The organism is Pseudoalteromonas sp. P1-26, from assembly GCF_001401795.1.
Lineage (GTDB): Bacteria > Pseudomonadota > Gammaproteobacteria > Enterobacterales > Alteromonadaceae > Pseudoalteromonas.
This window is the reverse complement of record NZ_LKDX01000010.1, coordinates 1-15,617: the sequence shown is the minus strand read 5'-3', so window position 1 is coordinate 15,617 and position 15,617 is coordinate 1. Positions and strand designations below refer to the sequence as shown.

Here is a 15,617-nt window from a genome sequence, read left to right as displayed (position 1 = left end):
TTGGTATTAAAACTAGGACAGGTTTTGCAGGGATTGTATCCGGGAGTGTGTTAGACTCGGTTGTGAAACAAGTTGAAAACCCTAGGAGTGATGATGCAAAAAGGTGTCATGTCACAAGTGCAAACAGGTCGTCAGTACGCTAAAAAATGGCCGATGCGACAAGAGCTCGCTCCATTGTTTGCCGAATTTAGAGTGATCAAGGCCACTGATCTGGCAATTACAGTGATGCCAATATTGGCAATGCTGACCGTTTTTATGCAAGTGAATTACTTAGGTAGTGATTATTTTCCGCAAGCTATCACTATCGCGATATTCTTTTTATCACTACCACTTCAAGGTTTGTTGTGGCTAGGCCGCCGTGCAGAAACCCGTTTAGAACCAGCAATGTTAAGCTGGTATACCGAGTTGCACAGTAAAATGAAGGCGCATGGTTATCAGTCACAATTAACGACTGAAAAACCACGCTACACTGATTTAGCTCAATTATTAAAAGACATGTTCGAAAAAATGGACAAAGCCTTCACTAAAGAACACTTCTAATCGCGAACAAACTGGCTCACATAAAACGATAACGTTACTTTTTGTGGGCCTTGTTGCTCTATCTGCTGCCAATGCTCTGGGCGAAACTTCCACGCAAATGGCGTCATCATAATTAAATGTTTAACCTCATCGACAGACAACAGTACCTGTTGCTCTAACAAGTTTATCGACTCTTTGCTGAAACCTGCTGGTGGTTCTATTTCTGTATGCGGTTTCACATCAGCATAAATAAACGCTTTTAACTCTTTAAGGTGCCAAGGGCCAGGGCTTGCAACAATTAAACTAGCTTGCGGTTTGGCAAGGCGAGCAAGTTCTTGTGCAAATAAAGGGGCAAACACACTAACAAGCACATCAGCCTGCGCATCTGCAAAAGGGGCTTGGCTAATCGACGCGACACTAAAATGCGCATTTTCGTAACGCTTAGCGGCGTATTTTACCGCGGGCTTAGAAATATCGACACCATATACATCGGCACTCGACTGCGCTGCAATTGCTTGAGTGTAAAAGCCTTCACCACAGCCTAAATCAATCACTGAACTTGGTTCGAGAGATGCCACTAGCTCTGCTAAAGCTTGCTGTAAAAACAAATAGTGTCCGGCACTTAAAAAAGCGCGGCGAGCTTGCACCATTTCAAGATTATCGCCTGGTTGTTTAGATTTTTTATTTTGCACGGGAAGTAAATTGACATAACCCTCTTTGGCGATATCAAAACTGTGGTTGTTGTCACAACGGTAAGTTTTGTCGTTTAGAGTAAGTTCAAGTTTGCAAAGCGGGCAGTGATAGTGAAGACTCATGAGTCTAAATAGTCCTTATCATAAAAGGTTTTAACCCAATGAGGGCGATATGTGATCATCAAGGTAATGGCCATGCCATTGAGCATTGCTTCAGGAAACCAAATTATGGCACACAGGATCAGATAGTTTTCTGAAATCTCAATAAAACTGTAATCACCAAGCAAGTAATAAAACACACCGCTGGTAAGTATTTTAATACAGGCGATAACAGCAGCGGTTAAAAACGCGCATAAAAAGATATAAATAAAAAAGTGTCTCGGCAGGTAGCTATAGCAAAGCACAAAACACGAATAGCTCAATGTAATTGGTAAAAAAGCAGTAAACAATAAATGCACTGGCAGTATTGATACTGGCAACTGAGCGACTAATACCAAGAGTAAACTTGCAAGAAGGCTTGCAAAAATAGCCAGTCGCCAACCTAAAATTAGGGTCACTGCAGTGACCCCTAAAATATGCAATTCGAGGCCTGGCAATATCCCCGCTTTAATGCGCCACAGTACAGCAAGTACTAAAGCACATGCGAGCACACCAACTTGTCTTATTGGCGTTGCCAATAATTGAGATGCACTTTGCTTATCAAAGCTGAGCCAAAGTATTAGAGCCACACAGCTCCACAAAGGGAGCTGCCATTGCAGTGTGTCTATCATGCGTTAAATGTTGACCAAATTGGCGCATGATCAGATGGTTTTTCGATACCACGTAATTCGTAATCGATACCAGACTCAACACAACGCTCGGCAAGTGCTGGAGTTGCTAAGATCACATCAATACGCAGACCGCGGTTGTCATCAAAACCTTTTGAGCGGTAATCAAACCACGAGTATTGCTCGGTTTTTTCTGGGTAAAGTTCACGGAAGGTATCTTTAAAGCCCCAGTTTAATAAAGTGCTTAACCATTCACGCTCTTCAGGTTGGAACGAACACTTACCTGTTTTTAACCAGCGCTTACGGTTTGGTTCACCAATACCAATGTCGAGATCGGTCGGTGAAATATTAATGTCGCCCATCACAATAACATCTTGCTCTGGCGTGTGGTTATCTTCTAAGTGAGTCATTAAATCTTTATAGAATTGACGCTTATAAGGGAATTTGGTTTCGTGGGCAATATTATCGCCTTGCGGGAAGTAGCCATTCATCACCGTTAGGTCACGACCATTTTCTTGTGTCACGGTAACACTGATCATACGACGCTGTGATTCGTCGGTATCGGTTGCAAAGCCTTTAACTACTGATTTCGGCTCTTGTTTACATAACATAGCCACGCCGTAATGCGCTTTTTGACCGTGAAAATAAACGTGATAACCCATTTTTTGCACATCTTCGAGAGGGAAGGCCTCATCATGTACTTTGATTTCTTGTAAGCCAATAATATCTGGTTGATGTTTATCAATTACGGCTTGCAATTGGTGTAAACGAGCGCGCAGGCCGTTAATGTTAAATGAGATTACCTTCATGGTGCACCTATTATTTTTGTTTCAGTGTTTAGCGCAATTCTATCATCAAACTAGGGCTTATTCATGAGCTAATTACGAAAATCAAATTGGGTAAATGTTGATCAATTGCTGCTTAATTTAAAAACATTGTTAACTCACTATTAATTATTAAATTAAATAAATAATTCAGTTGATCTACTGATTTTTGTTTATATAATGCGCGCAAACCATCCGTTCATATTATGTACTATTTAAAGGTAAACCATGAAAAAACAATTAGTGATGCTTTCTCTTGCATGTATCTCATTTGGCTCATTAGCAAGCAACCCGCACTACTTTTCAGCTGATAACCGTATTGAATCAAAGTTATGTAGCTTAAGTGCGAACGAAGGGTTTACCGCTGCACGTAAAGAAGCAGCAAAGCATGGCATTTCAATGTCACGTTTTTCAAAAAGCATTTTATGTAACGGCACTGACATCCGTGAAATTGCTAAAAAAGCACAATCACAAGAAGCAGCAAAAGCAGCTGTTGAAGTGTTTGCTAAAAATGAGCAAAAAGAAACTCAACTTTGCATCACTGCACTTAAAAAAGGTTTAACACCTGTGCGTGAAAAAATTGGTAACTTAAATACGTTAAAATGTAATGGCGAAGCAGTAACAGACTTCGTTAAGCGTTACCAAAACGCAGCTATCTAATAGCGGCATTTTTGTTATTTGTAAAAAGCGCTCTTCGGAGCGCTTTTTTTATGAAAAAATTACAGCACTCTATGAAAAGCTTGCTAAATCATAGGCTTAACCCCAACTTAACCAGGCTGTAAGTGCTTGATTTTAGCCAATAAGGCATTTTGGCATTCAATTTGTAACAGTCGAAGTGAATCTAATCGACTACAAGGAAATGTCTTATGAACAAGTTAACTTTAGCATCAACAATTTTAGCAGCTTTAAGCCTTTCAGCATGTTCTGCAAGTAATTCGTTAGCAAAAATCGACAGCGATTTTGGCAGCCTAGATAATGACAATGATGGTTATATCTCTAAGGTAGAAGCTGACGATGATGCAATTTGGGATCATTTTTCAAATATCGATACCAATATGGATGAGCAAATCAGCCGTACTGAATTTAATGCATACATGCAATTAAATACGGGCAAGGTAGCAACTGATAGTGAGGTATCTGAATCAGCATTTAAAGCTGAAATCGCTAAATTTGACCCAATCGAAAATGACTTTAAATCGTTAGATAACGACAAAAATGGTTATGTTTCTATTGAAGAAGCCGATGACGACGATATCGCAAATCACTTTGGCTATATGGATAGTAACAAAGATAAGCGTGTAAGCCGCACTGAGTTTGTTAATTACATTAGCAAATATGGTAGCGACGTTGCCGAAGATGATGCCCTTGAAATGGTTAAAAATAGCTAATTTCAACATTCATTCATAAATATCCCCCAAAGCCAGTGTTTTACACTGGCTTTTTTACAATAATTTTTCCAACCTTGGCCGACTTCTGTCATAATAGAGCGTTAGTGATTTAAAATGACCTTTAGTAGCAATGGCCACAAAACGTATCAGTGATGAACAGTTAGTCGAAATCATAGAAGCCGCGATTTTTGTTGCTGGAAAACCTGTGTCTAAACGTCATTTAAAAGAGACAGTATTAGCTGATTTAAGCGTTTCTATGCCGCGCATTAATAATGCAATTGAACAAATTCAAACGCATTATCAAACCCGAGGCATTAAGCTTGTTGCAGTAGGCAGCGGTTACAGGTTTCAAGCCTGCGCTAGTTTAGCGCCTTGGCTGGCAAACTTATGGCAAGAGCGCGCACCTAAATACTCACGAGCACTACTAGAAACTTTATCCTTGATTGCCTATAGACAACCCATTACCCGTGGTGAAATTGAACAAGTGCGGGGGGTCGCTGTTGGCTCAGGAATAATTAAAACCTTATTAGAAAGAGAGTGGGTTAGAGTTGTTGGCCATAAAGAGGTGCCCGGGCGCCCAGCGTTATATGCCACAACATCCGCTTTCTTAGATTATTTTTCATTAGCTGGTTTAGATGAATTACCGCCGTTGCCTGAACTTCAGGAGAGTAAAATCAACCAGTTATTGAGCGATCCTTCTGTGAGAGAACTATCTGAATGAGTAATGTAGAAACTGAAAAGTTACAAAAAGTATTAGCCCGTGCTGGCGTGGGTTCACGTCGTGAAATGGAAAAATACATCGATGCCAATCGTGTGAGCGTGAATGGTAAAGTGGCACGTTTAGGCGACCGTGTTGAAGCAACCGATGTAATTCGAGTTGACGGTCACGTAGTAAAAATTGAAGACAAAGCAGACCGTATTTGTCGTGTACTTATGTATAACAAGCCAGAAGGCGAGTTATGTACACGTAAAGACCCTGAAGGCCGTCGTACGGTATTTGATCGTCTACCACGTGTTGATGGCGAACGTTGGATTGCAGTTGGCCGACTAGATATTAATACCGCTGGTTTAATGCTGTTTACTAACGATGGTGAACTTGCTAACCGTTTAATGCACCCAAGCTACGAAGTAGAGCGTGAGTACTCAGCTCGTGTGTTTGGTGAAGTGACTAACGAAACGCTACGCAATTTAACAAAAGGAGTTGAGCTTGAAGATGGTCCTGCAAAATTCTTAAACATCAAACCTATGGGTGGTGAAGGTATCAACCGTTGGTTCAATGTGACTTTAACAGAAGGTCGTAACCGCGAAGTACGTCGTTTATGGCAATCACAAGATGTTGAAGTATCGCGTCTTATCCGTATTCGTTACGGTAAGTTAGAGCTTGATAAGCGCTTGCCACAAGGTGGTTGGGCTGAGCTTGATTTAGACACGGTTAACTATTTACGTAAAACAGTACAACTAGGCCGCGAAACGCAAACTAAGCTGTCGGTTATTCCTGAAAAGCGTAAAGACAAGCGTGCTAAAATTAACCAAATCCGTAAGGCGGTTAAAAAGCACAATCAACGCGCTAAACAAACTAAGCGTCGTTAAAAACTATTTTCAAACTTGTTTGCAAGTAGAACACTTCACACTTGCAAACAGGCATAAAAAAAGCAGCGATATCGCTGCTTTTTTTGTTTCACAATGCTAATTAAGCATTTTCAACAGCTGTACGTGGGTCAACATATTCCATGTTGAAAGCTTCAGCTACTTCTTTATAAGTAACTTTACCTTTGATCACGTTTAAGCCTTTTAAGAAGTTTGCATCGTCAAGAAGCGCTTTCTTGTAGCCTTTGTTAGCAAGGTTGATGATGAATGGTAATGTCGCGTTGTTAAGTGCAAACGTAGAAGTACGTGGAACAGCACCTGGCATGTTAGCAACACAGTAGTGAACAACGTCATCAACGATGTAAGTAGGATCAGCGTGAGTTGTTGCTTTAGAAGTTGCGATACAACCACCTTGGTCGATTGCAACGTCAACGATTGCAGAACCAGGCTTCATTGCTTTGATGTGCTCAGCTGTCACTAGTTTAGGCGCCGCTGCACCTGGGATTAGTACGCCACCGATCACAAGGTCAGCTTCTAGTACGTGTTTTTCTAGTGCGTCAGCAGTAGAGTAGATAGCTTTAACTTTATTACCGAACTGTGCGTCTAATGCACGTAGTACGTCGATGTTACGGTCAAGAACAACAACGTCAGCACCTAGGCCAACAGCCATTTGCGCTGCGCTACGACCAACCATGCCGCCGCCGATAACAACAACTTTAGCAGGCTCAACACCTGGTACACCACCAAGTAACATACCACGGCCGTGGTTTGATTTTTCAAGCGCTTGTGCACCAGCTTGGATAGACATACGACCAGCAACTTCACTCATAGGAGCAAGAAGAGGTAAACCGCCACGTGAATCAGTTACTGTTTCGTAAGCGATACACACTGCGCCACTTTTAACTAGGTCTTCAGTTTGTGGAAGATCCGGTGCTAAGTGAAGGTAAGTAAATAGAATTTGGTCTTCGCGTAACATTGCACGCTCAACAGCTTGTGGCTCTTTTACTTTAACGATCATTTCAGCTTTAGCAAAAACGTCTGCTGCTGTTGGTAAAATTTCAGCACCAGCTGCAACATAATCTTCGTTAGTGAAGCCAATGCCCATACCAGCATCAGTTTCAACAAACACTTGGTGGCCATGGTTTACTAGTTCACGAACACTCGCAGGAACCATACCTACACGGTATTCATGGTTTTTGATTTCTTTAGGTACACCAATAATCATAGTTTTTCGCCTTAATAGAACGGGATAAAATTTTTGACTATTATATTCATGACCAGCCAGTGTGTCTCACCTTTTTTAAGTGTCATTCTAGTGATATAATCTAAAAATACATTTTAAACAGTGCAAAACTCTGGTTTGGCTTATGCATCAATTACTCGACAGAATAGACCGTAAAATTTTAATGGAATTACAGCTCGATGGTCGGATCTCTAACGTAGAGCTGGCAAGGCGTGTAGGGCTAAGTGCCACCCCTTGTTTGGAGCGGGTAAAAAAGCTCGAAAGAGAGGGGTATATACTCGGATATAAAGCAGTAGTGGATCCTGCTAAACTTGGCCAAGGTTTGTCGGTTTATGTAGAAGTAACCATCACTAAAACCTCACCAGATGTTTTCGAAGAGTTTAATGCTGCAGTTAAAAAGCACGACGAAATAATCGAGTGCCATCTAGTATCGGGTAATTTCGACTTTCTATTAAAAACACGTGTAAATGATATGTCGGAATATCGCAATGTACTGGGTGATATTCTACTAAAACTACCAAATGTCAGTGAAAGCCGAACTTATGTGGTAATGGAAGAAGTAAAAGGTGAAGAAGGGGTCATTATTCGCCCATATATTGCCTAAACTGTTAAAATACATATTGAGTAACAAAAACTTGTTCATTATCAGTCCATCAAGGCTAAGATAAAGTGCATCAAACGGCATTTCCTGCTAAGGTATTTCACTGCTAATCGATCAGTAAAGAATAATAAGGAATAGGGAGCTATGCGCCTAAATGGTGTTCAAAGACTGTTAGAAACGGGGCTAATCATCAGCACCTTTGCTGCAGTATTTATTTTATGTGCATTAATCAGTTTTGATCCTGCGGACCCTTCATGGTCGCAAACCGGTGAATTTGTTAATGTTAAGAATATTACCGGCACAGCGGGAGCTTGGGTTGCAGATATCCTATTACTCACTTTTGGCTGGCTTGCTTATTTAGTGCCTGTTGCTATTCAATTGTTCGGTTATTTATTGTTTAAACAGCCACACCGTATTTTCCAGCTTGATTACACCACGCTTGCCTTACGTGTTATTGGTTTTGCGCTGTTTATTACTTCAGCAACTGCCATCAGCAGCATAAATTTTGATGATATTTATAACTTCTCATCTGGTGGGGTAGTGGGAGATGTTATTGCGACAGCAATGATGCCTACCTTTAATTTTACCGGCACCTCCATTTTACTACTGTGTTTTTTCTTTGCTGGTTTAACCCTATTAACCGGTATTTCGTGGGTGCAATTTGTCGATTTTGTCGGCAAGTGGGTGATGAAAGCATTCTACTTTTTACGTGAGCAATTTTCTGCTTGGCTACATCGTGAAAAAGAAGCTGTTAAAGATATCGCCACTACAGAGCCTGACGCTAACTTTGTAGAGCCAGAAAACGAGCCAGCAATTAGCTTTAATGATGCGGATGAAGAAGAACCAAAGCCTGTTAAGGCTAAGCAAAAGCCTGCTGAAAAAGCCGATGATGACTTTAAAGGCTTCGATGAGCTAGACGATATTCTTGACCAAGAAATTGGTTTTAGTGCCCTTGATGATGAATCATTCGATACCGTATCGGCACTGAATGCGCTTGATCAGAGCCCAGTTGTTGAGCCAGAAAAACCTGTCACAACGGTTGTTTCGCCTGCGCGCCCTATGCCTAAGCCAAAGCCTGCATACGAGCCGCCGCCAACGGCAAAAGAAAAGTTTGAAGCTTTGCTTGAAGAGCAGCCGCCTACAAACCCGTTACCATCACTTGATTTATTAGACCGCCCAGATAAAGCGAAAAACCCATTATCTCAAGAAGAGCTTGATGGTATTTCGCGTCTAGTTGAAACCAAATTACTTGATTTTAACATTCAAGCTGCGGTTGTGGGTGTTTACCCAGGTCCGGTTGTAACGCGTTTTGAGCTTGATTTAGCGCCGGGTATTAAAGTAGCTAAAATCACTGGCCTAGCGAAAGATTTAGCACGTTCACTGTCTGCTGTAAGCGTACGTGTGGTAGAAGTTATTCCGGGTAAAACCTATGTAGGTTTAGAACTACCAAACAAACACCGTGAAATAGTGCGTTTAAGCGAAGTTATTAATGCGCCTAAGTTCGAATCAAATCCATCACCACTGACTATGGTGTTAGGTAAAGACATTGCTGGCGAGCCGGTATGCGCTGACCTTGGCAAAATGCCACATTTACTTGTTGCGGGTACCACAGGTTCAGGTAAGTCAGTGGGCGTTAATGTAATGATATTAAGCTTACTGTACAAATCGGGCCCTGATGATGTTCGTATGATCATGATCGACCCGAAAATGCTTGAACTTTCTGTGTACGAAGGCATCCCACATTTATTATGTGAAGTTGTTACCGACATGAAAGAAGCAGCCAATGCATTGCGTTGGTGTGTAGGCGAAATGGAACGTCGTTATAAGCTTATGTCGGCACTTGGTGTGCGTAATTTAAAAGGTTACAACCAGAAAGTGTTGGATGCCAAAGAAGCGGGTCAACCGATTCTAGATCCACTGTTTAAAGACACCGACGGCATGGCCGATGGCCCTGAAGAGCTAGATAAACTACCAAGTATTGTGGTGGTTATTGACGAATTTGCCGACATGATGATGATCGTGGGTAAAAAAGTGGAAGAGCTGATTGCACGTATCGCGCAAAAAGCCCGTGCTGCAGGCATTCACTTAGTGCTAGCAACACAGCGCCCATCGGTTGACGTAATTACCGGTTTGATTAAAGCGAATATTCCAACCCGTATGGCGTTCCAAGTTTCAAGTAAAATTGACTCGCGTACCATTTTAGATCAGCAAGGTGCTGAAAACTTACTTGGTATGGGTGACATGCTTTACTTACCGCCGGGTACCAGTGTACCAGTGCGTGTGCATGGCGCGTTTGTTGACGACCATGAAGTACATGCGGTTGTAGACGATTGGAAAAAACGTGGCAAACCAAATTATATTGATGAAATTTTAAGTGGCGATGCCACAGAAGAAATTTTACTACCAGGAGAAACCAGTGAAGACGGTGATGAAGAGTCAGATCCGCTTTACGATGAAGCTGTATCATTTGTAATTGAAACCGGCAAAGTGTCGGTATCGAGTGTACAGCGTAAGCTTCGTGTAGGGTATAACCGCGCAGCACGCTTAGTTGAACAAATGGAAACATCAGGCATTGTTAGCGCACCAGGACACAACGGTGCCCGCGAAGTCTTAGTGCCAAATGGTGGAGCAAATTAATGAAAAAAATTAAATACCTAGCCCTAATTATGGGTTGTTTATTAAGCGGTCAAAGTTTTGCAGACGACAGTGAAGCGTTGCAACAACAACTGGCTGCAATTAAAAGTTTTAAAGCTGAGTTTTCACAGCAAGTGACCGATTCGCAAGGCGAAGCTATTATGCAAGGTGAAGGGAATATTGCCCTTCAGCAACCTATGATGATCCGCTGGCAGCAACAAAGCCCAGACGATACCTTGTTTGTATCAAATGGCGACAAAACGTATTACTTCGACAGCTTTGCTGAGCAAGTAACGATTATGAATACCCACAGCCTGATTGATTCAACTCCGTTTGTATTGTTGACTTCAAAAGATCCAGAGCAATGGGCTAAATACCAAGTTGTGGCAACCGATGCAGGTTTCAGCGTCACGCCAAATAAAGGCGTTGAGAGCCAAGTTGAAAAGTTAGACATTCGCTTTAATGCTCAAGAGCAAGGTCTAGCATCACTGACAGTATTAGATACCTCTGGTCAACAGTCTTTATTTACCTTTAAAGATGCTAAAGTAAACGAAGCACTTGCAACTCAAACCTTTGAGTTTACTATTCCTGAAGGCGTTGAAGTTGACGACCAAAGCCAAGGTGATTAAGGCTTGAGTAATCTCGGATTTAATTTTGGTCCTGATGTGCGCCCACTTGCGGCGCGCATGCGACCCGAAACACTCAATGACTACATAGGTCAGCAGCACCTTTTAAGCCCCGATAAACCTCTTTACCAAGCGATTCTTGCAGGTCGATGCCACAGCCTCATTTTGTGGGGGCCGCCAGGCGTTGGTAAAACCACCTTAGCGCAGATTATTGCAAATCATGCCGATGCCAGTCTTATTCAAATGTCGGCAGTCACAGCGGGTGTAAAAGACATTCGTGAGGCCGTAAGCGAAGCAAAAGCAAACCTTGCCGGGCGAGGGCAACGAACCTTATTGTTTGTTGACGAAGTGCATCGCTTTAATAAATCTCAGCAAGATGCATTTTTACCACATATCGAAGACGGTACTTTTATTTTTGTTGGCGCGACCACCGAAAACCCATCATTTGCACTTAATAACGCGATATTGTCTCGTGCCCGTGTATATGTATTAAAAGCACTTGAGCAAGCCGATTTATTTAACGTAATTGAGCGCGCCTTACGTGAAGACGTAGAGCTCAGCCAAAAACACATTGAAATTGCCGAAAACGCTAAACAAGCGCTTTGCCAAGCAAGTGATGGCGATGCGCGTAAAGTGCTTAACCTGTTAGAACAAGCGGTTGATTTAACAACTGAGCAGCAGGGCAAATACCTTGTTGATCAACATGTTTTAAGCCAAGTTCTACCAACTCACTTAGCCAAGTACGACAAAGGCGGCGATGAGTTTTACGACTTGATTTCAGCGTTTCATAAGTCTGTACGGGGTAGTTCACCTGATGGCGCTTTATATTGGTACTGCCGTATTTTAGCCGGTGGCGGCGACCCGCTTTATGTGGCTAGGCGTTTATTAGCGATTGCTACAGAAGATATTGGCAATGCAGATCCGCGAGCAATGGAAGTGGCACTCAACGCGTGGGATATTTTTCAACGTGTTGGCCCCAGTGAAGGTGAGCGCGCTATTGCACAAGCCACCATTTATTTAGCCAGTGCTCCGAAAAGTAACGCTGTGTATATGGCGTTTAATCAAGCTATGCAAGATGCTAAAAATGAGCCGAGCCATCCGGTGCCAGAGCATCTACGCAATGCACCAACTAGCTTAATGAAAGATTTGGGTTATGGCGCTGAATATCGTTATGCACACAATGAAGAAGGTGCGTTTGCAGCAGGCGAAAAGTATTTTCCTGAGGCAATTCATGATCGCCAGTATTACTTTCCAACCGATCGCGGGCTTGAACAAAAAATAAAACAAAAGCTGGACTATTTAACTCAGCGTAACGAGCAAAGTGATATTAAACGTTATGAATAGTTTGAAACTTTACATGATGATTGCAATGGGTGGCGCTTCAGGGGCATGTTTACGCTATTTTCTTAGCGAAACCATGCTAAAACTGCTCGGTAGGGGATTCCCTTTTGGCACGTTGACAGTTAATATTCTTGGTTCATTGTTAATGGGCATTTTATACGGCTTGATTGAAAAAGAAATAATCGCTGTTAGCCCCGCTAAAACCTTAATTGGTATTGGCTTTTTAGGTGCATTGACCACCTTTTCAACATTCTCAATGGATTCGTTGTTGCTCTTGCAACAAGGTCACTTTTTTAAAATGGCCCTCAATATCACCTTAAACGTGGTGGTGTGTATATTTATGGCTTGGCTGGGCCTTCAGCTGGTAATGCAAAAAGGTTAAAAATCGAACATGTTAGATTCTAAATATTTACGTCAAGATATCGAACAAGCGGCTGCACGTTTAGCATCACGCGGTTACGAACTTGATACTGCAGCGGTAACTGCACTTGAAGAAAAACGCAAAACATTACAAGTAAAAACGCAAGAACTTCAAAGCGAGCGTAATGCAAGTTCAAAAGCTATCGGCCAAGCAAAAGCGAAAGGCGAGCACGAAAAAGCACAACAGCTGCTTGATTCAGTCAGTAATCTTGGCGACCAACTAGACAGCGTTAAAGCAGAGCAAGACGCAGTACTTGAAGAGCTTAAGCAAATTGCGCTTGCTATTCCAAACCTACCTGATGAGTCTGTTCCAGTAGGTGAAGACGAAGATCAAAACGTTGAAATTTCAACCTGGGGTACGCCTAAGTCATACGACTTTGAAGTAAAAGATCACGTTGATGTTGGTCAAGACGTAAACGGCCTAGATTTTGAAATGGGCGTTAAAATCAGTGGCGCACGTTTTACTGTTATGCGCGGTCAAGTTGCACGTATGCACCGTGCTCTTACGCAGTTCATGCTTGATACGCACACAGAGAAAAACGGTTATACAGAAATGTATGTGCCTTACCTAGTTAATAGCGCAAGCTTATACGGCACTAGCCAATTACCTAAGTTTGCTGGTGACTTATTCCACACCTTAGGTTTAGTGGATGACGACGGTCAGCAACAACCAGGTTTTAGCTTAATTCCTACAGCTGAAGTACCACTTACGAACAGTGCTCGTGACGAAATTTACGACGAAAGCGACTTACCAATTCGTTTAACCGCACATACACCTTGTTTCCGTAGTGAAGCAGGTAGCTATGGCCGTGATACACGTGGTCTTATTCGTCAGCACCAATTCGACAAAGTTGAATTAGTACAACTAGTAAAACCAGAAGATTCAATGCAAGCGCTAGAAGAGCTAACAGGTCACGCTGAACAAATCTTACAAGCATTAGAACTTCCATACCGTAAAGTAATTTTATGTACGGGTGATATGGGCTTTGGCGCAGCTAAAACTTACGATTTAGAAGTATGGTTACCTGCACAAAACACCTATCGTGAAATTTCATCATGTTCAAACATGGTTGATTTCCAAGCACGTCGTATGCAAGCGCGTTTCCGTCGTCAAGGTGAGAAAAAGCCAGAGCTACTTCATACATTAAATGGTTCAGGTTTAGCAGTTGGTCGTACACTGGTAGCAATCTTAGAGAACCATCAACAAGCAGACGGCTCGATTGTTGTACCAGAAGTATTACGCCCTTACATGGGTGGCTTAGAAGTTATTAAATAATTATATTGATATTAAGTTTAAAGGCCGCATCGGGAAACCTTGCGGCCTTTTTGTTGCCTAAAATCTATTAAAATATAAAGTGGATCTAAACCTGAACAATTAACGTATTCAATGCATTAAGTTAATAGTGTGAAGCAATATGAGTAATAAACAAAAGTCTGTGCCAACATCACGATTTTCACGCGCTGCTCGGCTTGGCTCTTTAGCTGGTAAAGTCGCAGGTAATATGTTGTTTGAAGGCACAAAAGCTTGGGCGACGGGCAAGCAAACATCACGACAAGAGTTACTGTTACAGCCAAAAAATATTCAGCGCTTTGCAGAGCAGCTTGCAAATCTGCGTGGGGCTGCAATGAAATTGGGGCAGCTGTTATCCATGGATAGTGGTGAATTACTCACTCCTGAGCTATCTGCAATTTTAGCAAGACTGCGTGCAGAAGCGACGCCCATGCCACAAAAGCAGCTTGTTAAAGTAATGCGAGAGCATTGGGGTGATGCGTGGCTAGAGCAATTATCGCACTTTGAACTCAGACCATTTGCTGCGGCATCAATAGGGCAAGTGCATATTGCTTATCGAGAATCGGGCGAAAAGTTAGCAGTTAAAGTGCAATACCCAGGTATTGCAAAAGGCATTGCCAGTGATGTTGATAACTTAGCTTACCTTCTGAAACTCAGTGGCTTATTACCCAAAGAGGTAGAAATACAGCCTCTTATCGATGAAGCAAAACAACAGCTTATAAACGAAGCTGACTACGAATTAGAAGCTAATTATTTAAAACGCTACAGCGAGTGTTTAAAAGGCGATGACAATTACCTTATTCCAGCTGTGGTAGATTCGCTTAGTTCTTCTCAAGTTTTAGTCATGAGCTTTGTTGAAGGGCAAGAGCTAGATGAGCTGGCAAGCACCGAGCAAGCGCTACGTAATAAAGCGGTTGAACAGTTACTTAGCCTATTTTTACGTGAATTATTTAGCTTTAAACTAGTTCAAACAGATCCAAACTTTGCCAATTATCAATATCAAATCGACAATCAATGCCTAGTGCTTTTAGATTTTGGCGCTACCCGCGAACTACCTCAGCAAATTAGTGATGGTTATTTACAGTTATTATCTTCCGCGATTAGTAACGACATAGCAGGCGTTGCAACAGCAGCACAGCAAATTGGCTATTTTCAACAAGGGCTTGCTCAAGAATATATAGATAATGTCGTCGATATATTTCTACTCGCCTGCGAACCACTGCGCCACCAAGGTGAGTATGATTTTGCAAATAGTGACTTACCAAAACGCATAAAAGAACTCGGCCTTAAAATGAGCACCGCCTCAGAGCATTGGCACGCACCCCCTGTAGATGCCTTATTTGTTCACAGAAAACTCGCAGGACTCTATTTAATTGCTGCGAAGCTAGGTGCAAAAGTGAATGTGAACAGTATTTTTAAGGAGTTTGAAGTACAGAGGGATAATTAATTGAACGGGAGTTTGGAGTGAAGAAAAATGGTCTGAATAGCAGGATTTGAACCTGCGACCCCTGACACCCCATGATTAGCCTATTTTATATAACGTTTTGATTGATATAGTTTTAATGGTTTTTCATTAGGGCAAGACAGCTTTATTTGGTAGTGTTTAGAAATCTGTGTCATTTCAGTAATATTAAGAAAACAGGAGTGACACATGACTCAATCTTTCGACTTCAACAAAGCATTA

Annotated in this window: 16 protein-coding genes; 12 read left to right on the top strand and 4 right to left on the bottom strand. The window is 42.0% G+C overall.

From position 1 onward, the window contains the following. The first annotated feature begins 93 nt into the window (after positions 1-93). Positions 94-540 carry a terminus macrodomain insulation protein YfbV gene (gene yfbV, locus AN394_RS07255; protein WP_055021121.1) on the top strand — a complete coding sequence of 149 codons (447 nt, stop codon included), beginning with the start codon at positions 94-96 and terminating at the stop codon, positions 538-540. Here the strand turns inward: yfbV and AN394_RS07250 are convergent. The 3 genes from AN394_RS07250 to xthA are packed head-to-tail and all read right to left on the bottom strand — an operon-like array spanning position 537 to position 2,787. Further along, entirely contained in the window at positions 537-1,334 is a 798-nt protein-coding gene (locus AN394_RS07250) for a putative RNA methyltransferase (protein WP_055021120.1), read from the bottom strand. The genes yfbV and AN394_RS07250 overlap by 4 nt on opposite strands. Continuing rightward, the gene (locus AN394_RS07245) at positions 1,331-1,981 is read right to left on the bottom strand and encodes an energy-coupling factor ABC transporter permease (protein WP_055021119.1); all 651 of its coding nucleotides are present in this window, start codon (positions 1,979-1,981) and stop codon (positions 1,331-1,333) included. Before AN394_RS07245 ends, AN394_RS07250 begins: the two co-directional genes overlap by 4 nt. Then, positions 1,978-2,787, bottom strand: a complete 810-nt coding sequence (gene xthA / locus AN394_RS07240) for an exodeoxyribonuclease III (protein ID WP_054552965.1) — start codon at positions 2,785-2,787, stop codon at positions 1,978-1,980. Before xthA ends, AN394_RS07245 begins: the two co-directional genes overlap by 4 nt. 243 nt (positions 2,788-3,030) lie before the next feature. Between xthA and AN394_RS07235 the strand changes: the two genes are divergently transcribed. From AN394_RS07235 to rluB, 4 genes are all read left to right on the top strand, one after another. Beyond that, the gene (locus AN394_RS07235) at positions 3,031-3,462 is read left to right on the top strand and encodes a hypothetical protein (RefSeq protein ID WP_054561271.1); all 432 of its coding nucleotides are present in this window, start codon (positions 3,031-3,033) and stop codon (positions 3,460-3,462) included. 206 nt (positions 3,463-3,668) lie between these two features. Then, on the top strand, positions 3,669-4,190 hold the full coding sequence (locus tag AN394_RS07230) for an EF-hand domain-containing protein (RefSeq protein ID WP_054561272.1): 522 nt from the start codon (positions 3,669-3,671) through the stop codon (positions 4,188-4,190). A 130-nt stretch (positions 4,191-4,320) separates the two neighbouring features. Next, entirely contained in the window at positions 4,321-4,911 is a 591-nt protein-coding gene (gene scpB, locus AN394_RS07225) for an SMC-Scp complex subunit ScpB (protein WP_054552968.1), read from the top strand. Beyond that, positions 4,908-5,780 carry a 23S rRNA pseudouridine(2605) synthase RluB gene (gene rluB, locus AN394_RS07220; protein WP_054561273.1) on the top strand — a complete coding sequence of 291 codons (873 nt, stop codon included), beginning with the start codon at positions 4,908-4,910 and terminating at the stop codon, positions 5,778-5,780. The genes scpB and rluB overlap by 4 nt, the downstream gene beginning before the upstream one ends. A 100-nt stretch (positions 5,781-5,880) precedes the next feature. Here the strand turns inward: rluB and ald are convergent, their stop codons facing one another. Beyond that, complete coding sequence (gene ald / locus AN394_RS07215) at positions 5,881-7,002, bottom strand: alanine dehydrogenase (protein ID WP_054561274.1); 1,122 nt, start codon at positions 7,000-7,002, stop codon at positions 5,881-5,883. A 142-nt stretch (positions 7,003-7,144) separates the two neighbouring features. Here ald and lrp point away from each other — a divergent pair, with 142 nt between their 5' ends. From lrp to AN394_RS07180, 7 genes are all read left to right on the top strand, one after another. Beyond that, complete coding sequence (lrp, locus tag AN394_RS07210; RefSeq protein ID WP_054552971.1) at positions 7,145-7,624, top strand: leucine-responsive transcriptional regulator Lrp; 480 nt, start codon at positions 7,145-7,147, stop codon at positions 7,622-7,624. 141 nt (positions 7,625-7,765) lie between these two features. Then, on the top strand, positions 7,766-10,258 hold the full coding sequence (locus AN394_RS07205; protein WP_054561275.1) for a DNA translocase FtsK: 2,493 nt from the start codon (positions 7,766-7,768) through the stop codon (positions 10,256-10,258). Further along, entirely contained in the window at positions 10,258-10,884 is a 627-nt protein-coding gene (gene lolA, locus AN394_RS07200) for an outer membrane lipoprotein chaperone LolA (RefSeq protein WP_054561276.1), read from the top strand. Before AN394_RS07205 ends, lolA begins: the two co-directional genes overlap by 1 nt. A 3-nt stretch (positions 10,885-10,887) precedes the next feature. Further along, positions 10,888-12,225: a replication-associated recombination protein A gene (locus tag AN394_RS07195; protein WP_054561277.1), complete on the top strand. Its 1,338-nt coding sequence runs from the start codon at positions 10,888-10,890 to the stop codon at positions 12,223-12,225. Further along, entirely contained in the window at positions 12,218-12,604 is a 387-nt protein-coding gene (gene crcB, locus AN394_RS07190; RefSeq protein WP_082389253.1) for a fluoride efflux transporter CrcB, read from the top strand. Before AN394_RS07195 ends, crcB begins: the two co-directional genes overlap by 8 nt. Before the next feature lie 9 nt (positions 12,605-12,613). Continuing rightward, positions 12,614-13,918 carry a serine--tRNA ligase gene (gene serS / locus AN394_RS07185; RefSeq protein WP_055021118.1) on the top strand — a complete coding sequence of 435 codons (1,305 nt, stop codon included), beginning with the start codon at positions 12,614-12,616 and terminating at the stop codon, positions 13,916-13,918. A 139-nt stretch (positions 13,919-14,057) separates the two neighbouring features. Then, positions 14,058-15,380 carry an AarF/ABC1/UbiB kinase family protein gene (locus AN394_RS07180; RefSeq protein WP_055021117.1) on the top strand — a complete coding sequence of 441 codons (1,323 nt, stop codon included), beginning with the start codon at positions 14,058-14,060 and terminating at the stop codon, positions 15,378-15,380. The last annotated feature ends 237 nt before the right edge of the window (positions 15,381-15,617 follow it).